Here is a 20,197-nt window from a genome sequence, read left to right as displayed (position 1 = left end):
CCATGATGCGGCGAGGGGTGGCGGCGGTCCTGGCGGCCTGCGCGGTGGCGGGGTGCTCCCCCGTCAACCCGTACTACGATGCGACCCAGCCGCACCATACGCCGCACGGGTTCCACAACCTGTACTCGTATGCCCATCCGGGCACGCTGGACTTCTGGCGCTGGCAGTTCGACCGTTGGGCTCAGGGGCTACCGCCGCCCCCGACCGAGTCCCTGGCGCCTGTCGTCGCGGACACCGCGTGGCTGAAGGAGCCTTCGTCCGACGTGCGGGTCAGCTGGGTCGGGCATTCCACCCTGCTGGTGCAACTGGGCCATTTCAACCTGTTGACCGATCCGGTGTTCTCCGAGCGCGCCTCGCCCTTCGGATTCATGGGGCCCAGGCGCCACCAGCCTCCCGGCATCGCGCTGGCCGACCTGCCGCACATCGATGCCGTGGTGATCTCGCACAACCACTACGACCACCTGGATTTCGAATCGGTCAAGGCGCTGGCGGCCCAGCCCGGCGGCCCGCCCGTCTTCATGGTGCCGCTGGGCGTGGACGTCTGGTTCCGCCAGTACGTGCCCGAGGCCACCGATCTGCGGCCGCTGGACTGGTGGGGCCAGACGGTGGTGGGCGATGCCATCCTGACGCTGCTGCCGGTGCAGCACTGGAGCGCCCGCACGCCCTTCGACCGGAACGTCTCGCTATGGGGCGCATGGGCGGTCCGGACGCGCGAGCCCGCGTTCAATTTCCTGTTCGGCGGCGACTTCGGCTATTCCAGGGACATCGCCGCCATAGGCGAGCGCATGGGGCCCTTCGACCTGGCCGCGCTGCCGATAGGGGCCTACGCGCCGCGCTGGTTCATGCGCGGCCACCACATGAATCCCACCGAGGCCGTGCAGGCGCACCGCGAGCTGGGCGCCCGGGCCTCCGTGGCCATCCACTGGGGCACGTTCGAGCTGACCGACGAGGCGCTGGACCAGCCGCCCCGCGACCTGGCGCGGGCCCGCCGCTACGCGGGCGTCGCCTCCGACGAGTTCTTCGTGATGCACCACGGCGAGAGCCGGGTCTGGCGCGACGGCCGCTGGCTGATCCGCGCTCCAGGGGATTGACCCCCCCCTACGCGCTTACGCGCGCAAGGGAAGCCCACCCCCTACGCCCTTCGGGCGCCCCCTCAAGGGGGCGATGCGGGTGGACCGGCGGAGCCGGATCCACCGCATCCTGGGCCTGGGTTGTTTGTCTTGGTGGGCAGGGGAATGTTGTGCGGAATCGGCATTTGTCTTGATTTGGTCATTGATGCGCTGTATAAAAAACCAGTGAAAGATAGCGATAGGCAATCCATTTAGGAGAAAACTGTGGCTCATCTGGTTCTCGCGCTCGATGTCGCCGGTACGCCGGTGCATTGGGTCGACATCGAAAAAGCCATCTGCCTGCACGTGGCGGGAAGGGTGGCGTGGGAACTGGGGGACACCACCGTCACCTATCGCGGGGGCACGAACCGGCTGACCGGGCTCGTCTCCACCGTCAGCACCGCCAGCATCATCGCCGTGCGCGGCCGCGAGTTCCGCGGCGACCGTTCCGCCTCCATCAGCATCAGCCGCGAGCGCCTGTTCTCGCGCGACATGCATGTCTGCGCCTATTGCGGCGGCTGTTTCCCCGAATTCGAACTGACCATCGAGCACGTCCGCCCCGAGTCGCGCGGCGGTGCCAATACCTGGGAAAACGTGGTCACGGCCTGCCGCTCGTGCAATCAGCGCAAGGGCAACCGCACCCCCGAGCAGGCCGGCATGCCGCTGCTCTACCTGCCGTACCGGCCCAATCGCTGGGAAGGCATGATCCTGCGCAACCGCCGGATCCTGGCCGACCAGATGGAATTCCTGCTGGCCGGCGTACCCATTACGAGTAGGTTGGGGCCCCCCCCTACGCGCTGAGGGGAAGCCCACCCCCTACGCCCTTCGGGCGCCCCCTCAAGGGGGCGGCGCTGGCGGACCGGCAAAGCCGGATCCGCGGCGCCCTGGGTCTGGGTGGGGGCTGTTATGCTTGAAAAAGGTGCGCGCGGCCTTATCTAGGCCGCGTGAGCTTTTTGCTCCAATCGGACAACTTCCTTTCGTCAACCGCCATGCCTGGCGCGCCTGAACCCTGCGCGCCGGGATGGGCCTTGTTATTGCCATGAGTCAGACCAACACCTCCGAAACCCTGGGCTTCCAGACCGAAGTCAAGCAGTTGCTGCACCTGATGATCCACTCGCTGTACAGCAACAAGGAAATCTTCCTGCGCGAGCTGGTCTCCAATGCGTCCGACGCCTGCGACAAGCTGCGTTTCGAGGCCATCGACCGGCCGGAACTGCTGGAAGGCGACGGCGAGACGGCCATCCGCGTGGGCTTGGACAAGGCCGCGCGGACCATCACGATTTCCGACAACGGCATAGGCATGACGCGGGACGAGGCCATTGCCAACCTGGGCACCATCGCCCGCTCGGGCACGCGCGAGTTCTTCCAGCAACTGACCGGCGACAAACAGAAGGACGCGCAACTGATCGGCCAGTTCGGCGTGGGCTTCTATTCGTCGTTCATCGTCGCGCAGAAAGTCACCGTCATCAGCCGCCGCGCGGGCCTGCCGGCGGACCAGGCCATACGCTGGGAATCGGCCGGCGACGGCGAATTCACGATCTCGGCGGCCGAGAAGGCCGGGCGCGGCACGGACATCATCCTGACGCTGCGCGAGGACGAGGACGATTTCCTGTCGTCGTGGAAGCTGCGCGACATCCTGCGCCGTTATTCCGACCACATCTCCGTTCCCATCCTGATGAAGAAAGAGGAATGGGACGCCGAGAAATCCGAGCAGGTCGTCCGCGACGAGGAAGAAACCGTCAATCAGGCCAGCGCCCTGTGGACGCGCAGCAAGTCCGAGATCTCCGACGAGCAGTACGCCGAGTTCTACAAGCACGTGGCGCACGACTTCGAGGAGCCGCTGGCCTGGAGCCACAACCGGGTCGAAGGCCGCAGCGAATATACGCAGCTGCTGTACGTGCCCCGGCGCGCGCCGTTCGACATGTGGGACCGCAACAAGAAGCACGGGGTCAAGCTGTACGTGAAGCGCGTCTTCATCATGGACGACGCCGAGCAGCTGCTGCCCGGCTACCTGCGCTTCGTGCGCGGCGTGATCGATTCGGCCGACCTGCCGCTGAACGTGTCGCGCGAAATCCTGCAGGAAAGCCGCGACGTGCGCGCCATCCGCGAAGGCAGCGCCAAGCGCGTGCTGAGTCTCCTGGAAGACTTGGCGGAGAACCGCAAGGACGACTACGCGACGTTCTGGACCGAGTTCGGCCAGGTGCTCAAGGAAGGCGTGGGCGAGGACGCGGCCAACCTGGAGCGCATCCTGAAGCTGCTGCGCTTCGCCTCCACGCAGGAAGGAACGCCCGCGCAGACGGTGTCGCTGGCCGACTACGTGGCCCGCATGAAGGAAGGCCAGGACAAGATCTACTACGTCACGGCCGAGACCTTCGCCGCGGCCAGCAGCAGCCCGCACCTGGAAATCTTCCGCAAGAAGGGCATCGAGGTCCTGCTGCTGACCGATCGCGTCGATGAATGGATGCTGTCCTTCGTCAACGAGTTCGACGGCAAGCCGCTGACCTCCATCGCCAAAGGCGGCCTGGACCTGGGCGCGCTGGCCGACGAGGAAGAGAAGAAGCAGCAGGACGAGGTCTCGGAAGAACTCAAGCCGGTGGTCGAGCGGCTGAAGGCCGCGCTGGGCGAGGCGGTCAAGGACGTGCGCGTGACCTTCCGCCTGGTCGACTCCCCCGCTTGCGTGGTGGTGGACCAGCAGGACATGAGCCAGCACCTGCAACGCCTGCTCAAAGCGGCCGGGCAGGCCGCGCCCGAGTCGCGCCCCATCCTGGAGATCAACCCGGGACATCCGCTGATCGCGCGCGTGCGCCAGGCCGGCGAGGCCGACTTCGGCGCATGGGCCCGGCTGTTGCTGGACCAGGCCCTGTTGGCCGAGGGCGCGGCGCTGGAGGATCCGGCCGCGTTCGTGCGCAGCATGAACAACCTGCTGCTGAGCCAGGCCTCTTGAGCCGCGGGGCGCAACGGTCCGGGCTGGACCGGCGGCGGACCGCCGGTCCCAGTGAGCTCGACGAACCGACGTTCTCGGAAGAGCAGGGCGTTCGCTACCTGCATTTCGGCAGTCCCTGGATCCAGGGCGCGATGCGGATACGCAGCCCCTTCGTGCTGGAGCTGGAGTACACGCGCCAGATGATGGCGTGGCTGCTGTTCCTCGATCCGCCCGAGGCCGGCGGCGAGCAGGCCATCGGCACGCTGGGGCTGGGCGCGGGGTCGCTGACGCGCTTCTGTCTGAAGCAGACCGACAGCCTGGTGCATGCGGTGGAATGGAATCCCAGCGTGACCGCCGCCTGCCGCGCCTATTTCCGCCTGCCCGCCGACAACGAGCGTTTCAGGGTGACCCATGACGACGCGGGCGCGTGGGTGGAGGACATCGCCAACCGCGGCAGTTGCCGCGCCTTGATGGTGGACTTGTACGACCATGCCGCGCGCGGCCCGGTACGCGATTCCGTCGAGTTCTACCGCGGCTGCCGGCGGGTGGTCAGCGCCAACGCCAGCCAGGCCGGCATCGTGACCGTCAATCTGTTCGGCGCGCACGACAGCTACGAGCACAATCACGGCAACCTGGACGAGGCGTTCGAGGGGCGCGTGGCGGTCCTGCCGGAAATCGAGGAAGGCAACCGGGTGGCGATCGCCCTGGCCGGCCCGGCCTTGCGCATCGACGCGCAGGCGCTGCTGGCCCGCGCCGACGAGGTCGAGAACCGCTACGGCCTGCCGGCGCGCAAATGGGCGCGTTCGCTGGTGCCGGAGCTGGAGCGGTTGTGAGCGCCGCGGCGCAGCCCCAGCTCAGCGGTTTTCCGCCGGTCCTGGCGCCCGATGCCAGGGTACTGCTGCTGGGCAGTTTCCCGGGCGTGGCTTCGTTGAACATGGGGCAGTATTACGCCCATCCGCGCAACCAGTTCTGGCGCCTGCTGGGCGCCTGCCTGGATGTCGAGGCACTGCACCTGATGCCCTACGAGGAACGCCTGCGCGTCGCCATCCGGCATCGCGTGGGCATCTGGGATGTCGTCGCCAGTTGCAGGCGCCAGGGCAGCCTGGATGCCGCCGTGACCCAGGCCGAGGTCAATCCGCTTGCCGCCTACCTGAAGGAACACGCGCCGCGGCTCGAGTGCATAGGCTTCAACGGCGGCCTGTCGTGGAAGCTGGGCCATCACCTGGCCGATTACGGCTACCGCGTGTTCCGGCTGCCTTCTTCGTCGCCGGCGGCCGCGATGTATGGCTTCGAGCAGAAGCTGGCGCAATGGCGGCCCCTGTTCGCATGTCGGTCGTGATCTCCTGCTGCAACAGGTCGTCCGTCAGGTGGCGGATCTCCTGGATCAGGGCCTTGCTGGCGGTCGACAGCATGGTGTCGCGCCGGTAGGCGACGCCTATCATGTGCGTGCTCAGCAGCTTCTTGCCCACCGCCGGCTGGAGCGGCAGTTCCACGATGTTGCCGGTGTGTTTCTCCAGGCGCGCGGAGTCGTAGCGGGCCAGGCCGATGCAATCGCTGGCCACCAGCGTCGAGCGGAAAAAATAGAAGGAATCGGTGCGGATCACGTTGTTGGCGAAGGGCGTACCCTGCGCGCGCATCATCTGCCTGAGCGTGACTTCCAGCTGCGAGCATTCCGACAGCACCAGCCAGGGGTAGTCGGCCAGGTGGGTGCCGGTGCCGTCGAAGGTTTCCAGCACCGGATGGCTGGCGCGCACGAACAGCGCGGTGCGATCGGGAAAGAGCGGCTCGGACACCAGTTCGTCGGCGTATTCGTCGTCCTCGATGCCGACGATGACGAAATCCAGGTCGCCGCGCAGCAGCGGGCCCAGCATGCTGCTGCGATGGCCGAACCGATAGTTCACCGTGAGCCGCCGGGCGCGCTGCGTCAGGTTCAAAGTGGCCTTGGGCAGGATCTGGTTCTGCAGCAGGCCGGGCACCACACCCACGTTGACCTCGCCCATCGATACGTCGCGCAGCGCGCGCGCTTCGCTTTCCAGCTTGCGGAACTCGGCGTCGACCAGCCTGGCGCGGGTATAGATGGTTTCGCCGAAGGACGTCAGGCTCACGCCGCGCGCGTTGCGGGTGAACAGCTCCACCCCCAGGGCTTCTTCCAGGTCCTGCAGGTCCTTGGTCAGCGACGGCTGCGAGACGTTCAGGTGCGAGGCCGCCTTGTTGATGCTGCCGAGTTCGGCGATGGCCAGGAAGCGTTTGAGCGTGCGCAGGTTCATGGCGCCAGCATATCAATATTTACGATAGCTGGTGGAGAAAATTGTATTTGTTGTCTATAGCTAGCCTACGTATTCTGTCGTCCATGACGAGAGCCCGCCGCGTGCGGGCGCCAGAACACGAAAGGCCGGGCCGCCGCCGCCCGGCCGGTGGGAGAGACAGCAATGAGCGCGCAACTCAGGGAAGAGCGGGGCATCCGCTTGCGGACCGCCATGGACCAGGCAGGCCTGGACCTGCTGGTGGTGACGGGTAATGCCTGGCGCAGCGATTATTTGCGCTACGCGCTGGACGTGACGCCCATGGAAGGCCAGGCCGTGGCCTTCGTTACCGCCAGCGACGCCTGGCTGATGGTCGAGACCCCGGCCGAGGCCGAGCGTATCGCGGCCGAGCAACCCGGCCTGAAGGTGGAGTGGCGCGCCGACCTGCTGGCCCGCGCACGGCAGGCGCTGGATGCCGCCCGGCCCGAGCGCACCGGCCTCGCGCCCGCGCATTCGACCCCGGCCCTGCTGGCGCGCGGCGCCGCGGGCGCGGGCATGCAGGCGGCCACCGCCATGCTCGACGGCCTGATGGTGCGCAAGACCGCCGCCGAGGCCGACCGCGTCGAGCAGGCGGTGCGCCTGGCCGACGAAGGCTACGAGGTCTTTCGCGCGGCCGCCCGGGTGGGCAAGCGCGAATTCGAGCTGGTGGGCGAGCTCGAGGCCTGGCTGCGGACCCAGGGCTGTCCGGAGAATTTCATGATCATGGGGTCGGGCGGCAAGGAAGTCCGCACCATGCGTCCGCCGGGCGAGCGCCGGCTGGCCGCGGGCGACCTGGTCACGACCGAACTCACGCCCTGCCTGGACGGGTACTACGCGCAGATCTGCCGCACCCTGGTGCTGGGCACGCCCACGCGCGAACAGCTCGATTCCTACCAGGTGTACCTGGACGCGCTGGAGGCGGGCATCGCCGCGGTGAAGCCGGGCAATACCCATGGCGACGTGGCGCGCGCGCAGAACGACATCTTCCGCCGCCATGGCCTGGGCGAATACGTGACCTCCAAGTACACCCGCGTGCGCGGCCACGGCATGGGGCTCTACGTCGACGGCCCGCACGTGCTGGAAGACGTCGACCTGGTGCTGGAGCCCGACATGACCCTGGTCGTCCATCCCAACACCTACCACCCGGTGGCCGGCTACATCGTGCTGGGCGACACCGTGCGCGTGACCGCCGACGGCTGCAAGGTGCTGACCCGCACGCCGCGCGAGCTGCGCAGCGCCCCGGCCGGCCTGGCCTGATTCGATATTCACGGAAGGATTCGTTTATGCGTCGCGGACTCATGAGCTGGTCGCGGGAAGAATTGCCGGCCTCGGTGCTGGACGAGCGCGTTGCGCGCCTGCGGGCGGGGATGAAGCGGGAGGGCCTGGCGGCCGTGCTGGCCTACACCTCGTTCGCCGAGCCGGCCGCCGTGCACTGGCTGACCCATTTCACGCCGTACTGGAGCGAGGCCATGCTGCTGGTGCTGCCGGACGAGGCGCCGGTCCTGCTGGCGTCGCTCACGCCGCGCGTGCACGGCTGGATACGCGAAGTCTCGCACCTGGGCGAGGTCGTATCCGCGCCCCGGCTCGCCCAGGGCGTGCTCGACATGCTGGCCGGCAAGGGCGTGCAGCCCGGCGCGCGCCTGGGCGTGGTCGGCCTGGACGCCCTGCCGGCGGCGGTGGCCCTGCCGCTGATGAAGGCCTGGGGAGCCGAAGCCATCGTCGATGCCGCGCCCATGTTCGCCGCGGTGCGCCAGCCCTGCGGCAAGGAAGAACTGGCGCTGGCCGATCGTGCGCTGGCCATCGCCCGGGGGGCCGTGGCCGAGGTGCCGGACGATGTCCGGAACACTTCCACGCTGGCGGCCGCCATCGAGGCCAGCGCACGCGCCGCCGGCGCCGAGGAAGTGCTCTATCGCGTTGCGCCCGACCTGTCGCGCGCCGGCGCATTGGGCCGGCTGGAAGGAGAGTTTCCGCTGGGCGCGGCCTATGCCCTGGAACTGTCGGTGGCCTACAAGGGCCATTGGATCCGCCTGGGCGGCAGCCATGCCCGCGGCGCGGCGCCCGCGGGCTGGGAAGCGGCCCGGGCCTGGTTCGACGACAGCCTGTCGCGCCTGGCCGGACACGGCGCCGACGGGCTGCCCGCTGCGCCGGCAGACGCGTCGCGCTGGGCGCTGGAGTCGTGCACGGGCGTGCAGCCCCTGAGCCTGGCCCGCACCCATGAACAGGAATTCGTGCCCCTGCCGCCGGGCAGCCTGGCGGTGTTTTCCGCCCATGCCGCGCTGGAGGGCGGCCACTGGTACCGGAGCGCGCCACTGACGCTGGGCGGCGGCGGACAGCGCGGACAGGTGCTGCGCGGCTGACGCGCGGGACCCCAGACGAACACGGCGCATGGACGCGCCGACACACAAGGAGACAACACTATGTCCAAGCACATCGTGCGGCGGCTGCTGGCGGCCGCATCGCTGGCCCTGCCCTGTGCCGCGATGGCGGCCGGTTATCCCGAGCGGGTGATCAAGGTGATCGTGCCGGTGCCCGCCGGCGGCGCCGCCGATACCCTGGCGCGCCTGGCCGGCGAGGGGATCCAGAAGAAGTGGGGCCAGCCGGTGGTGGTGGAGAACCGCGCCGGCGCCAACGGCAACATCGGCGGCGAGGCCGTCTACCGCGCCGAGCCCGACGGCTACACCTTCCTGGTGTCGCCGCCCACGGCGATCGCGATCAACCAGAGCTTCTACAAGAAGCTCGCCTACGACCCGAACCGTTTCGTGCCGGTGTCCATCATCGCCGCCAATCCGAACGTGCTGCTGGTCAATCCCAAGGTGCCGGCGAAGACGCTGCAGGAATTGATCGCCTATGCCAAGGCCCATCCGGGCAAGCTCAACTTCGCCTCCGGCGGCACCGGTTCCACGCCGCACCTGGCCGGCGAACTGCTGAAGATGACGGCCGGCATCGACATGGTCCACATCCCCTACAAGGGCGGTCCGCCCGCCTATGCCGATCTGATCGCCGGACAGGTGGAAGTGATGTTCCAGGGCCTGGCCACCGCCTTGCCGCAGATCCGCGAAGGCAAGCTGCGCGTGCTGGCCATCGGCAGCGAGAAGCGCCATCCGGCCCTGCCGGACGTGCCCACGCTGAACGAGACCATGCCCGGCTTCATCTCGGTGTCGTGGACCGGCATGGTGGCGCCGCCGGGCACGCCGGCCGACATCGTCGCCAAGGTGTCGGCGGCGATACGCGAGGAACTGATGACCAACGGCGCCGGCAAGGACATCAAGGGCCTGGATGCGCGCGACCTGATCGCCAGCAGCCCGGCCGAGGCCGACCGTTTCATCAAGGAAGAAGTGGCCCGATGGGGCAAGGTGATCCATTCGACCGGCATCAGCATCGACTGACGCCGGTTCCTTCAGGAGATTTTTTCATGCGTGCAGCCATCACCGGACCGGCCACCTGGCGCGGCCCCGAAATCAAGGACAGCAAGGCCTGGGTGTACGAGTTCACTCCGGCCGAGATCGACGAGATCGACGCCGCGCTGCGCAACGTGCGCGCGCGGGGCAAGCTCATCTCGACCATGACGCGCGAGGACTTCCCGCTGCCGACGGTATCGAAGGTGATCGCCCATACCCGCGAGCAGATCGAGAACGGCCTGGGCCTGCAACTGCTGCGCGGCATCCAGGCCGAGCGCTACAGCAAGGACGACCTGCGCATCATCTACTGGGGTGTTGGCCAGCACATGGGCACGGCCGTCTCGCAAAGCGCCAAGGGCGACATCCTGGGCGACGTGCGCAACCTGGGCATCGACATCAACAGCCCGCAGGGCCGGGGCTATACCTCGAACCAGAAGCTGACCTACCACACCGATTCCTGCGACGTGGTGGCGCTGTTCGTGCTGCGCACCGCGCGCAGCGGCGGCCTGAGCATGATCGCCAGTTCGCAGGCCATCCACAACGAGATCCTGAAGCAGCGTCCCGACCTGCTCGAGGTGCTGTACCAGCCGTTCTACTGGAGCTGGCAGGGACAGGAAGAGCCCGGGCAACCGCCGTACTACCAGCAGCCCGTGTTCTCGATGCATGACGGCAAGTTCTCGTGCCGCTACGTGCGCACGCACATCCGCTCGGCCCAGCGCTTTCCCGACGTGCCGCGCCTGACGCCCATCCAGGAAGAGGCGCTGGATTTCCTCGACAGCCTGTCTGGCAGCACCGACTTCCATTTCTCGATGATGTTCCAGCCGGGCGACCTGCAATTCCTGAACAACCACATGATGCTGCATTCGCGCACCGCGTTCGAGGACTTCGAGGAACCGGAGAAAAAGCGCCACCTGCTCCGCATGTGGCTGTCGGTGCCCAACAGCCGCGCCCTGAGCCCGGCCCTGGGCACCATCTACCGCGACCAGCGCGCGGGCGCGGTGCGGGGCGGCTTCCCGTCGCGCACGGGCAAGCTGATCTACGAAACCGTCGGCAGCATCGAGTAAGGCGGAGGGCCTATGTTGTACGAAGCTGAGCGGGGCCGTATCAAGCTGGCGTTGGTTGGCGACATGATGTTGTCCAGGGCCTTGAAGCCTTACGCCGAAGACGACTATCTGGCGCTGGTCGATCTGCTGCGGGATGCCGATGCCAGCTTCGGCAACCTGGAGACCACCGTGCGCGAGTCCGGCGAAGGCGTGCCCAACTTCACGCAGGGCACGCCCATGAGCACCGCGCCGGGCCTGCTGGAAGACCTGAAGTGGATGGGCCTGGACATCGTGTCCATCGCCAACAACCATGCCACCGACTACGGCGTGTCGGGGGTGCTGGCCAGCCTGGCGCACCTGGACCGCGCCGGCATTCCGTACTCCGGCGCGGGCCGTACGCTGGCCGAGGCACGCCGGCCGGGCTACCTGGAAACGAACGCGGGCCGCGTCGGCCTGGTCTCGGCCACGTCGTTCTACCGGCCCTGGAATCGCGCGGCCGACGCGCGCTCCGACAGCGCCGGCCGCCCTGGCATCAATCCCCTGGGGTTCGCCACGTCCTATACGGTGGACGACGAATCGCTGGCGGCGCTGCGGCGCATCAGCGACGAGCTGGGCATGGCGCAGGAGCAGGTGCGGCACCGCTCGCAGTTCTACGCGCCGCACGAGGTGCCCAGCAATGACGACGACAGCGTGGCCCTGCTGGGCGCGAAGTTCCGCCGTGGCAAGGGCTTCGCCGTGTCGACCAAGGTCGACGCCAGGGATGCCGAAGCCAACCTGCGCTTCATCCGCGAGGCGCGCAAACAGGCGGACTGGGTGATTTTTTCCTTCCATTGCCACGAGTTCGGCAGTGCGGGCAAGCGCACCGCGCCCACCGACGTGGAGCTGGAAGAGTCCGCGCAGTTCGCCATCGAGTTCGCCCGCGCGGCCGTGGACGCCGGCGCCCACGTGGTGGCGGGTCATGGCCCGCACCTGACCATGGGCGTCGAGGTCTACCGGGGCGCGCCCATCTTCCACAGTCTGGGCAATTTCATTTTCCAGAACGAAACCATCAATGCCTTTCCCGCCGAGGCCTACGGCCGGTTCGGGCTGGATGCCGCCGCCACGCCTTCCGAGTTCCTGGACGCGCGCACCGGCAACGACAGCCGGGGTTTCCCTGCCACGCGCGAGTTCTGGGAAGGCTGTCTGGCCACCTGCCGGTTCGAGGCTGGCAAGCTGGCCGCGGTCAACCTGTATCCCATCGACATGGGGTTCGGGCGGCCGCGGGGCCAGCGCGGCCGCCCGGTGCTGGCCCGGGGCGAGGACGCGCATCGCATCCTGGCGCGCGTCGCCCGGCTGTCCCGCCCCTTCGGCACGCGCCTGGACATCGAGGGGGACGTCGGCGTCCTGCGCCTGCCATGAAGCGCCTGGCCATCCTGGACGACTATCTGCACCTGGCGCTGCGCTCGGCCGACTGGTCGGTGCTGGAAGGGCAGTGCCGGATCGACGTGATCGACCGCAAGCTGGCGGTGCCGGACGAGGCGGCCGAGGTGCTCGAGCCGTATCACATCCTCTGCCACCTGCGTGAACGCACGCCCATGCCGCGCGCGCTGCTGGAGCGGCTGCCCAACCTCGAGTTCATGACCGTGACGGGCAAGGCGCATCGCACGCTGGACCTGCAGGCGGCGACCGGGCGGGGCGTCGTCGTGTCCCACGTGTCCTCGGCCGTCCAGGGTTCCAACGCGACGCCCGAACTGGCCTGGGGGCTGATACTGGCCACCGCCCGCCACATCGCCTACGAGGACCGCGGCGTGCGCGAGGGGGCCTGGCAGCGTACCGCCGGCATGCTGCTGGATGGCAAGACCCTGGGGCTGCTGGGGCTGGGGCGGGTGGGCCAGCGCATGGCCGCCATCGGCCAGGCCTTCGGCATGCGGGTCGTGGCCTGGAGTCCCAACCTGACCGACGAGGCGGCGGCCGCCTTCCAGGTCCGGCGCGTGGACAAGGACGAGCTGTTCGCGCAGTCGGACGTGCTCAGCATCCATGTGGTCCTGAGCGAACGGTCGCGTCATCTGGTCGGCCGGCGCGAGCTCGCGCTGATGAAGCCCGACGCGCTGCTGGTCAACACCGCCCGGGGGCCGATCGTGGACGAGGCGGCGCTGGTCCAGGCGCTGGCGCAGGGCCGGCTGGGCGGCGCGGGGCTGGACGTCTTCGAGACCGAACCGCTGCCGGCCGGCCATCCGCTGACCCGGCTGGACAACGTCGTGCTGACACCGCACCTGGGCTATGCGACGCGCGAGACGATCGCGGGCTTCTACCAGGCCAGCGTGGCGGGCGTGCAGGCCTACCTGGCGGGCGCGCCCGTCGGCGTGCGCGGATCGTGACCGGCACGGCCGGGCGGTAGTTCGCGCGGTGGGTGGCCGTCGTACACCGGCAGGAACTGCCGGGGGATGGGCCCCTTGTTGCGTCCGCCCTGCTCGTGCTGTTCCCAGGCATGGGCCAGGATGCCCACCGAACGGGACAGGCAGAACAGGCCTCGCGCGAGTTCGGCCGGAAAGCCCAGTTCGGCGTAGACGGCCGCGGTGGCCCCGTCGATGTTCATGGGAAGACGGCGCCCCTTGCGCGCCTGGAGTTCGGACTCCACCGCCCGCGCGATCGCGACGTGGCGGCCCGGGATCACCCCTTGCGCGATGGCCTCGTCCATCAGCGCCATCAGGCGTACCGCGCGCGGATCGATGGGATGGAAGCGATGGCCGAATCCCGGTACGTATTTGCCGCGGCGGGCGATGCAGTCGTCCAGTCCGGCGCGCACGGCGTTGGCCAGGTCGATGCCGGTATCGAGACGCCGCGCGATGTCGCCGTACAGCTCGACCGCCTGTTCGCCCGCGCCGCCGTGCACGTCGCCGAGCACGTTGACCGCCGAGCCCATGGCGTTGTTCAGCCCGACCCCGCAGGTCATCGCCATGCGCGAGATGGCGATGCTGGGCGCTTGCGGCCCATGGTCCACAGCCGCCATCAGCGCCGCGTCCAGCAGGGCGCCTTGCCCGGCTCCGGGCAGCTCGCCGCGCAGCATGAGCCAGATCATTTCCGCGAAACCCAGGTTGCCGATCAGGTCCTGCACCGCATAGCCGCGATAGCGGATGCTGCCGGGCCGCATGTCGATGATGCCGGTGTGCCACCATTGGCCGCAGGCCTGTCCTTCGTTGCCGGCGTGGTCGTTCATATGGCCCCCTCGGTTTTCATCACGGCGATCTCGTCGTCCGTATAGCCCAGCTGCGCCAGCAGCGCCACGGTGTCCTGTCCCAGTTCGGGCGGCGGCGTATCGACCGCCGGCGGCTGCCCGTCGATCTTGTATCCCCCGCGCACGACCGCGATGTCGCGTTCCGCGCCGGGTACCTGCGCGAAGCGGCCGATCAGGCCGCGGTCGCGTATCTGCGGGTGCGCCAGTATCTCGTCCACCTGGTAGACGGGCCCGGCGGGTATGCCCCGCTCGGCAAGCAGGGGCCACCAGTCGTCCGCGGGGCGGGCGGCCAGGGCCTGTTCCAGCTCCGCCTTGAGCTGATCGCGATGGGCGAGGCGCGCCTGCCGGTCGGCGTAGCGGCTGTCGCGCGCCAGCTCGGGCCGGCCCACGGCCTGGCACAGGGCCTCGAACTGTTCCTGCTTGTTGGCGGCGATGTTCAGCAGTCCACGACCGGTCCTGAAGGTGCCCGAGGGGCTGGCGGTGAAGTTCTCGTTGCCCAGCGGCCGGGGCCGGTGCCCGGCGTTCAGGTAGTTGGACACCACCCATCCCATGGTCGAGATGACCGATTCCAGCATGGAGACGTCGATGAAGCGTGCCTGGGTGCGGGCGCCGTCGGCCAGCTCGGCGGCGATCGCGAAGGCCGCCGTCATGCCGCCTATGGTGTCGCCGATGGGGTAGCCGACGCGATAGGGCGCGGTCCGCTCGTCGCCAGTGATGCTCATCGTGCCGGACATGCCCTGGATGATCTGGTCGTAGGCGGGCAGGCCGCTTAGCGGGCCGTCTTGCCCGAAGCCGGAGATGGCGCAATAGACCAGGCGCGGCCGGTGTCGGCGCAGGACGTCGAAGCCCAGCCCCAGGCGGTCCATGACGCCCGGGCGAAAGTTCTCCACGACGACGTCGGCGGTCGCCACCAGCCGCAGGAAGGCCTCCTTGCCCCGCCGGTGTTTCAGGTTGACGGTGACCGAGCGCTTGCCCGCGTTCTGCGCCAGGAAGGACAGGCCCATGCCGCGCCGGTTGAGTTCGGGGTCGGCCCCGAGCTGCCGGGCGAGGTCGCCGGAACCGGGCACCTCCACCTTGATGACCTCCGCGCCCATCAAGGCCAGTTGCTGGCAGCAGAACGGTCCCGCCAGCACGTTGGTCAGGTCGAGGACGCGCAGGGACTGCAGTGGCTTGCTCATGGGCGTGTCACTTGATCTGGATGTTGGCGTCCTTGATGATCCCGGACCACTTGGCGGAATCGCTGGCGATGGTGTCGGTGAACTCCTGCACCGTTCCCCCCAGCACCACGTTGCCCTCGTCCATGATCTTGCGCTGCAGGTCCTGGCTCTTGAGTACGTCGTTCACCGCCTTGTTGACGGCATCCACCGCCGCCTGGGGCGTGCCGGCCGGCATGAGCAGGCCGGTCTTGGAGGCGGCCTCGAAGCCCGGCAGCGTATCGGCCAGCGGCGGGACGGCGGGCAGCTGCGGAATGGGCTTGAGCGTGGTGATGGCCAGCATCCGCACCTTGGGGTTGTCGACCTGGGACATGGCCGCGGGCGTCGAGGCGAAGAAGATGTCCACCTGGCCGCCCAGCAGGTCGTTCATGGCGGGCGCCGCGCCCTTGTAGGGCACGTGCAGGACGTCGATGCCGGCCTCGTGGGCGAAGTAGCGGCCGGTGATGTCGCCCACCGTGCCGGTGCCCGCATTGCCCACCGAGAGCTTGCCGGGATGCGCCTTGGCGAACTTCACCAGGTCGGCCACCGACTTGTACGGCTTGTCGGCGCTGACCACCAGGACCATGGGCTGCGACGCCACCGAGACGACGGGGGCGAAGTCCTTGGCGACGTTGTAGGAAACGTTGGTGTACAGGTAGGGGTTGATGGACAGGTTGGAGGTCTGCCCCAGGGCCAGGTTGTAGCCGTTGGCGGGCGCGCGGGCCAGGGCGCCCAGGCCGACCATGCCGCCGGCGCCGGGCCGGTTCTCCACGATCACGTTCCACTTGTACTTTTCCGTCAGCGCCGCAGCGACGAAGCGGGCCATGGTGTCGGTGCCGCCGCCCGGCGGGAAGGGCACGACCAGTTTCAGGAGCTGGCTGGGATAGGCGTCGGCGGCCCGCGCGGCGGACCCCGCCGCCAGCGCGCATACGGCCATGGCGGTCGCGGCGGCGTATTGTCGATAGCGATTCATGGTTGTCTCCTCGTATTGTTTATATCGGAAAGCAGGGTGCTACACGGGCAAGCCCTTGGCTCGCAGGACGGCGTCGAAGCGCTCGGGATCCGACGTGCCATGCTCGTTGGAACGCCGGATGGCGTCTTCGCGCTGCAGGTGCGCCTGCGCGCGCGGCAACAGCGCCTCCGCCTCGCGGGCGGGAATGCAGATGACGCCGTCGGCATCGCCCATGACCAGGTCGCCGGGCAGGACCGCCAGCCCCGCGCAGGCGATGGGCGCGTTGATGCGGCCCGGGCCTTCCTTGCTGGGACCGCGATGGGTATGCCCCCGCGCGAACACGGGCATGCGTCCATCGGCCCACTCGACCAGGTCGCGGATGGCGCCATCGATGACGAAGCCCCCGATCCGGTGTGCCAGCGCGGTGGTGCGCATCAGGCCGCCGATCAAGGCCTGGGTCAGGTCGCCGCCGCCGTCGACGACGATGATGTCGCCGGGTTGGGCCATCATCAGGGCCTTGTGGATCATCAGGTTGTCGCCGGGGCGTACCTGTACGGTCAACGCGGGACCGCAGAGACCCAGGCGCAGATTGTCGTGATAGGCCTTCAGGCCCATGGCGCCCAGCGATCGCCCCATGCAGTCGCCGGCCACCGCCACCGGGACGTCGGAAAACCGGGCGATCAGCCCGGGGTCCAGGTGGCGCGGCATTTCCTCGATGCTGTAGCCGGGCGGCCAGGTCTTATTGCCGGACATGCTTGTCTCCTTGGTGGGTGTTCGACAGATCGGTGATGTTCACGACGCAGCCCTCGGGCAGGATGCCCCGGGTGAGATAGTCCAGAACGTTGCGGGCCGCGCCTTGCGCCATGGCGGCCAGCGCCGCCGGCGTCGAGGCGCCGACGTGGGGCGTCAGCACCACGTTGGGCAAGTGCCGCAGCGGGTTGCCCCGCGCCATGGGTTCGACGGCCAGGGTGTCCAGGCCCGCCGCATGCAGGCGGCCGTGGACCAGGGCATCGGCCAGGGCCGCCTCGTCCACGACTTCGCCGCGCGCCGTATTGATCAGGATCGCGCCCTCGGGCAGCCGGGCCAGTTGTTCGGCGCCGATGAAGGCGCGCGTCGCGGGGGTCAGGGGGACATGCAGGCTGAGCACGTCGGAGGCCCGTAAAAGCTCATCCAGGTCGGACAGCATCTCGGCGCCGTCGTCCGGCGCCGGACGGACATGCGGGTCGTAGGCCATCACGCGCATGCCCAGGGCCGCGCCATAGGCGGCGACCAGGCGGGCCACCTGCCCATAGCCGACCAGGCCCAGGGTCCTGCCGCGCAGCTCGACACCGGTCCGCAGCCGGGTCCAGCGTCCGGCGCGCATCTCGGCGTCCATGTGAGCGATGCCGCGCGCGGCGGCCAGCATCAGGCCCAGCGTCAACTCGGCCACCGAGCGGGCATTGGCGCCGGGCGTCACCATGACCGGGATGCCGCGGGACGAGCAGGCCGGCACGTCGATGTTGCTTACCCCCACGCCATGCTTGGACACGACCTTCAGCGTGGGGCAGGCCGCGATCGCGCCGGCCGGCAGGTCGACGGTGCGCGATATCACCGCGTCCACGGGCTCGCGGGCCAGCACCGCCTCGACCTCCTCGACGCAGCCCGCGCGGTTCATGAACAGGACGCGGCATCCCGCCTGGTCCAGGACCCGCCGTCCGGCGGGACTCAGGGTGATGTCGGTGACGAATACGGTATGGGACATGTGGCGCGTCTCGTTGCGGCTCAGGCTGAGCTTTCGCGCCATTACATCCGAGCGTAATATGAATATCTATTCGATAATTTTGATTAATCAATTCCTGCGAGGAATGAATTGAATATCGAGATCCGGGACCTGCGCTACTTCGAGGTCATCGCCGAACTGGGCCACCTGGGCCAGGCGTCCGAGGTCCTGCACCGCAGCCAGCCGGCCCTGACCAAGTGCGTGCAGCGCCTGGAGGAAGAGCTGGGCGCCGACCTGTTCGAGCGCAAGGGGCGGGGCCTGGTGCTGACGGCGGTGGGCAAGGAGTTCTACCTGCGGGCGCGGAAAATCCGCGAGACCAACGACCGCACCCTGAGCGACATGAAGGACTTCGTGGCGGGCTCGGCGGGCAAGGTCCGCGTGGGCTGCGGACCCATCACCGCCGACTACCTGCTGCCCAGGCTCTGCAACCTGGCGCTGCGGCACCTTCCCAAGGTGTCGCTGGAAATTATGATCGGGACCAGCTACTTCCTGAAGGAGCAGATACGGGAAGAACGCCTGGACATGATCGTGGGCGTCGTCGAGAACGACAGCGAGTTCGCCTGCCGCGGCTTCATCGACGATACCGTGGTGGTTGCCGCACGCCAGGAGCACCCCATCTTCGAGTTGCGCGCGCCGCGCCTGCGCGATCTCGAGGGCTACCACTGGATCTTGCCCACGCCGCCCGTGTCCAGCCGGAAATGGCTGGACAGCGCCTTCGCGGCGCGCGGCCTGCCCAAGCCCACGCCCCACATCGAAACCAACTCCCTGCCGTCCATCCACGACCTGATCGGCTCGACCGACCTGCTGTGCTTCCTGTCCCGGCTGACGCTGGAGCACCCGAAGACACGGGGCATGCTGCGGGAGGTCCCGCTGAAGGAAACGACCATGACCCGGCAGCTCGGCATCACCTATCCCCACGGGCCGCTCACGCCGGCCACGCAGCGGCTCATCGACCTGCTCGACAGGCTGGCCTCGGAGTGAGCGCCGGAGCGGCTCCTGTCTACAATGCGAGGTCGAAGGTTCAGGCACAGGCGGGCATGGCGATGTCGCAGTACTCATTAATCGGCAACCTGGTCGTGCTGCGACCCCTGGCGCGCGGGGATGCCGCGGCGCTGGCGGCGGCGGCGCGGGACCAGGACGCGTGGCGCACCCCCTACACCCAGATCCCTGCCGAGCCGGCAGCGGCCGAGGCCTACATCGAGGCCGCGCTGCGCGCCCGCGGCACGGGCGAGTCCATGCCCTTCGCCACCACGCTGCGCGAGGACGGCCGGGTGGTCGGCTCGACCCGCTATTGCCGCATCGAGCCCGAGCATCGCAAGCGGGAGATCGGCTACACCTGGATAGGCGGTTCGTGGCAGCGGACCTTCGTCAACACCGAGGCCAAATACCTGATGCTGCGCCATGCCTTCGAAGGGCTGGGCTGCCAGCGCGTGCAACTGCAGACCGATGAATTGAACCAGCAGTCCCGCCGCGCCATCGAGCGGCTGGGCGCCCGGCTGGAAGGCATCCTGCGCAACGACCGCATCATGCCCGACGGGCGCAGGCGGCATTCGGCCCTGTACAGCATCATCGACCAGGAATGGCCGCAGGTGCGCGCCGGCCTCGAGGCCGCGATGCGCCAGAGGGGGCTCGAGCCGGCCATGGAAATGGTCGCGGGCTGAGGGGTTTTCATTCGACCAGCAGCTTGCGCCGTTTCAGGATGTCCTGGATCTGGCCCAGGCGGCTTTCCGGATCGTCGTCGGCCAGCAGATGCCGCTGTTGCGGCGGCAGCAGCGGCAGCATTTCCGCCCAGCGGTTCGCCACCCATGCGCATTCGTCCAGCCGGAAGGGGGGCGCGATCGGCAGGTCCGCGCGGGGGCCTTGATGCTGCTGGATGTCGGCGATCAGGCGGCCCAGCGTATTGGCCGCGGGTTGCAGGGCATCCGGGATGGGGACCACGGGATCGTCGGCCAGCGGTTCGACCTGCCCGACCCAGAGACCGTATTTGCCCTGTTCGCTCGACACCAGGCGAAAGCGGGTCGTTCCCACGCAGCGCAGTTGCAGCAGGCCTGGCATGGGCGCATCCCACTGTTCTATCTTCGCCATGGTGCCGAAATCGGCCAGGACCTCGGTGCCTTCGGGCGTGCGGACCTCGTGGCCGGCCAGCAGCGGCACGACGCCGAACGAGGCCTGGTCGGCGATGCATTGCTTGATCATGTCGAGGTAGCGGATCTCGAAGATGCGCAAGTGCAGCACGCCCTCGGGATACAGCGCCCGGCTGAGCGGAAAGAGCGGGGTCGTGTTCATGGCGGGTAGGCGGTTGGTTGCCCGAGGCTCCAGGATAG

At 68.5% G+C, this 20,197-nt stretch carries 19 protein-coding genes and 1 pseudogene; 13 read left to right on the top strand and 7 right to left on the bottom strand.

Translation table 11 applies throughout. The annotated features are described in order from the left end of the window. Positions 1-2: 2 nt before the first annotated feature. The 5 genes from EGT29_RS19940 (at position 3) to EGT29_RS28785 (ending at position 5,371) form a co-directional block, all read left to right on the top strand. On the top strand, positions 3-1,091 hold the full coding sequence (locus EGT29_RS19940; RefSeq protein ID WP_124690606.1) for an MBL fold metallo-hydrolase: 1,089 nt from the start codon (positions 3-5) through the stop codon (positions 1,089-1,091). 243 nt (positions 1,092-1,334) lie between these two features. After that, positions 1,335-1,910 carry an HNH endonuclease gene (locus tag EGT29_RS19935; RefSeq protein ID WP_370282492.1) on the top strand — a complete coding sequence of 192 codons (576 nt, stop codon included), beginning with the start codon at positions 1,335-1,337 and terminating at the stop codon, positions 1,908-1,910. A gap of 238 nt (positions 1,911-2,148) precedes the next feature. Next, positions 2,149-4,053, top strand: coding sequence for a molecular chaperone HtpG (gene htpG, locus EGT29_RS19930; RefSeq protein ID WP_124690605.1), 1,905 nt, complete (start codon positions 2,149-2,151; stop codon positions 4,051-4,053). Continuing rightward, positions 4,050-4,865 carry a spermidine synthase gene (locus EGT29_RS19925; protein WP_238160129.1) on the top strand — a complete coding sequence of 272 codons (816 nt, stop codon included), beginning with the start codon at positions 4,050-4,052 and terminating at the stop codon, positions 4,863-4,865. The genes htpG and EGT29_RS19925 overlap by 4 nt, the downstream gene beginning before the upstream one ends. Beyond that, complete coding sequence (locus EGT29_RS28785) at positions 4,862-5,371, top strand: DNA-deoxyinosine glycosylase (protein WP_238160127.1); 510 nt, start codon at positions 4,862-4,864, stop codon at positions 5,369-5,371. The genes EGT29_RS19925 and EGT29_RS28785 overlap by 4 nt, the downstream gene beginning before the upstream one ends. A 40-nt stretch (positions 5,372-5,411) precedes the next feature. Here the strand turns inward: EGT29_RS28785 and EGT29_RS19915 are convergent. Then, positions 5,412-6,299 (bottom strand): annotated as a pseudogene (locus tag EGT29_RS19915) (LysR family transcriptional regulator); the annotation flags it as partial. A 162-nt stretch (positions 6,300-6,461) separates the two neighbouring features. Here EGT29_RS19915 and EGT29_RS19910 point away from each other — a divergent pair. Genes EGT29_RS19910 through EGT29_RS19885 form a run of 6 tightly spaced genes read left to right on the top strand, consistent with a single transcriptional unit; the run spans position 6,462 to position 13,112 of the window. Next, positions 6,462-7,571 carry a Xaa-Pro peptidase family protein gene (locus tag EGT29_RS19910; RefSeq protein ID WP_124690602.1) on the top strand — a complete coding sequence of 370 codons (1,110 nt, stop codon included), beginning with the start codon at positions 6,462-6,464 and terminating at the stop codon, positions 7,569-7,571. A 26-nt stretch (positions 7,572-7,597) separates the two neighbouring features. Then, positions 7,598-8,671: an aminopeptidase P family N-terminal domain-containing protein gene (locus tag EGT29_RS19905; RefSeq protein WP_124690601.1), complete on the top strand. Its 1,074-nt coding sequence runs from the start codon at positions 7,598-7,600 to the stop codon at positions 8,669-8,671. 60 nt (positions 8,672-8,731) lie between these two features. Further along, on the top strand, positions 8,732-9,700 hold the full coding sequence (locus EGT29_RS19900; protein WP_124690600.1) for a tripartite tricarboxylate transporter substrate binding protein: 969 nt from the start codon (positions 8,732-8,734) through the stop codon (positions 9,698-9,700). Positions 9,701-9,726: 26 nt separating this feature from the next. Beyond that, a complete protein-coding gene (locus tag EGT29_RS19895; protein ID WP_161567886.1) occupies positions 9,727-10,776 on the top strand; it encodes a TauD/TfdA family dioxygenase in 1,050 nt (349 codons plus the stop codon). A gap of 12 nt (positions 10,777-10,788) precedes the next feature. Further along, on the top strand, positions 10,789-12,153 hold the full coding sequence (locus tag EGT29_RS19890) for a CapA family protein (RefSeq protein ID WP_124690598.1): 1,365 nt from the start codon (positions 10,789-10,791) through the stop codon (positions 12,151-12,153). Next, complete coding sequence (locus EGT29_RS19885; protein ID WP_124690597.1) at positions 12,150-13,112, top strand: D-2-hydroxyacid dehydrogenase family protein; 963 nt, start codon at positions 12,150-12,152, stop codon at positions 13,110-13,112. Before EGT29_RS19890 ends, EGT29_RS19885 begins: the two co-directional genes overlap by 4 nt. Here the strand turns inward: EGT29_RS19885 and EGT29_RS19880 are convergent. From EGT29_RS19880 to EGT29_RS19860, 5 genes are read right to left on the bottom strand one after another with little or no spacing between them, the layout of a single operon-like run. Next, positions 13,073-13,951: a citryl-CoA lyase gene (locus tag EGT29_RS19880; RefSeq protein ID WP_124690596.1), complete on the bottom strand. Its 879-nt coding sequence runs from the start codon at positions 13,949-13,951 to the stop codon at positions 13,073-13,075. The genes EGT29_RS19885 and EGT29_RS19880 overlap by 40 nt on opposite strands. Next, the gene (locus EGT29_RS19875) at positions 13,948-15,147 is read right to left on the bottom strand and encodes a CaiB/BaiF CoA-transferase family protein (protein WP_124690595.1); all 1,200 of its coding nucleotides are present in this window, start codon (positions 15,145-15,147) and stop codon (positions 13,948-13,950) included. Before EGT29_RS19875 ends, EGT29_RS19880 begins: the two co-directional genes overlap by 4 nt. A 7-nt stretch (positions 15,148-15,154) precedes the next feature. Then, the gene (locus EGT29_RS19870; RefSeq protein ID WP_124690594.1) at positions 15,155-16,135 is read right to left on the bottom strand and encodes a tripartite tricarboxylate transporter substrate binding protein; all 981 of its coding nucleotides are present in this window, start codon (positions 16,133-16,135) and stop codon (positions 15,155-15,157) included. Positions 16,136-16,174: 39 nt separating this feature from the next. Beyond that, positions 16,175-16,867, bottom strand: coding sequence for an RraA family protein (locus EGT29_RS19865; RefSeq protein ID WP_124690593.1), 693 nt, complete (start codon positions 16,865-16,867; stop codon positions 16,175-16,177). Beyond that, a complete protein-coding gene (locus tag EGT29_RS19860; protein WP_124690592.1) occupies positions 16,854-17,855 on the bottom strand; it encodes a hydroxyacid dehydrogenase in 1,002 nt (333 codons plus the stop codon). Before EGT29_RS19860 ends, EGT29_RS19865 begins: the two co-directional genes overlap by 14 nt. A 108-nt stretch (positions 17,856-17,963) precedes the next feature. On the opposite strand from EGT29_RS19860, the gene EGT29_RS19855 reads away from it, so the two are divergent. Both EGT29_RS19855 and EGT29_RS19850 read left to right on the top strand, forming a co-directional pair. Beyond that, positions 17,964-18,854, top strand: coding sequence for a LysR family transcriptional regulator (locus EGT29_RS19855; protein WP_124690591.1), 891 nt, complete (start codon positions 17,964-17,966; stop codon positions 18,852-18,854). Between the two features lie 62 nt (positions 18,855-18,916). Next, a complete protein-coding gene (locus EGT29_RS19850) occupies positions 18,917-19,534 on the top strand; it encodes a GNAT family N-acetyltransferase (protein ID WP_202865646.1) in 618 nt (205 codons plus the stop codon). 7 nt (positions 19,535-19,541) lie between these two features. Here EGT29_RS19850 and EGT29_RS19845 read toward each other — a convergent pair whose 3' ends face one another. Further along, positions 19,542-20,159 carry an LON peptidase substrate-binding domain-containing protein gene (locus EGT29_RS19845; RefSeq protein ID WP_124690589.1) on the bottom strand — a complete coding sequence of 206 codons (618 nt, stop codon included), beginning with the start codon at positions 20,157-20,159 and terminating at the stop codon, positions 19,542-19,544. Between the last annotated feature and the right edge of the window lie 38 nt (positions 20,160-20,197).

Origin of the sequence: Pigmentiphaga sp. H8, from assembly GCF_003854895.1 — a bacterium.
In the GTDB taxonomy this organism is placed as follows: domain Bacteria; phylum Pseudomonadota; class Gammaproteobacteria; order Burkholderiales; family Burkholderiaceae_B; genus Pigmentiphaga.
This window is presented reverse-complemented; position numbering and strand designations above follow the sequence as displayed.

Excerpts from the sequence above, each read along its gene's own strand:
- EGT29_RS19940 (WP_124690606.1), top strand. The coding sequence starts at position 3 with ATGATGCGGCGAGGGGTGGCGGCGGTCCTGGCGGCCTGCGCGGTGGCG.
- EGT29_RS19865 (WP_124690593.1), bottom strand. The coding sequence starts at position 16,867 with ATGTCCGGCAATAAGACCTGGCCGCCCGGCTACAGCATCGAGGAAATG.
- EGT29_RS19895 (WP_161567886.1), top strand. The coding sequence starts at position 9,727 with ATGCGTGCAGCCATCACCGGACCGGCCACCTGGCGCGGCCCCGAAATC.
- EGT29_RS19850 (WP_202865646.1), top strand. The coding sequence starts at position 18,917 with ATGTCGCAGTACTCATTAATCGGCAACCTGGTCGTGCTGCGACCCCTG.
- EGT29_RS19845 (WP_124690589.1), bottom strand. The coding sequence starts at position 20,159 with ATGAACACGACCCCGCTCTTTCCGCTCAGCCGGGCGCTGTATCCCGAG.
- EGT29_RS19885 (WP_124690597.1), top strand. The coding sequence starts at position 12,150 with ATGAAGCGCCTGGCCATCCTGGACGACTATCTGCACCTGGCGCTGCGC.
- htpG (WP_124690605.1), top strand. The coding sequence starts at position 2,149 with ATGAGTCAGACCAACACCTCCGAAACCCTGGGCTTCCAGACCGAAGTC.
- EGT29_RS19875 (WP_124690595.1), bottom strand. The coding sequence starts at position 15,147 with ATGAGCAAGCCACTGCAGTCCCTGCGCGTCCTCGACCTGACCAACGTG.
- EGT29_RS19860 (WP_124690592.1), bottom strand. The coding sequence starts at position 17,855 with ATGTCCCATACCGTATTCGTCACCGACATCACCCTGAGTCCCGCCGGA.
- EGT29_RS19910 (WP_124690602.1), top strand. The coding sequence starts at position 6,462 with ATGAGCGCGCAACTCAGGGAAGAGCGGGGCATCCGCTTGCGGACCGCC.
- EGT29_RS19890 (WP_124690598.1), top strand. The coding sequence starts at position 10,789 with ATGTTGTACGAAGCTGAGCGGGGCCGTATCAAGCTGGCGTTGGTTGGC.
- EGT29_RS19900 (WP_124690600.1), top strand. The coding sequence starts at position 8,732 with ATGTCCAAGCACATCGTGCGGCGGCTGCTGGCGGCCGCATCGCTGGCC.
- EGT29_RS19905 (WP_124690601.1), top strand. The coding sequence starts at position 7,598 with ATGCGTCGCGGACTCATGAGCTGGTCGCGGGAAGAATTGCCGGCCTCG.
- EGT29_RS19870 (WP_124690594.1), bottom strand. The coding sequence starts at position 16,135 with ATGAATCGCTATCGACAATACGCCGCCGCGACCGCCATGGCCGTATGC.
- EGT29_RS19880 (WP_124690596.1), bottom strand. The coding sequence starts at position 13,951 with ATGAACGACCACGCCGGCAACGAAGGACAGGCCTGCGGCCAATGGTGG.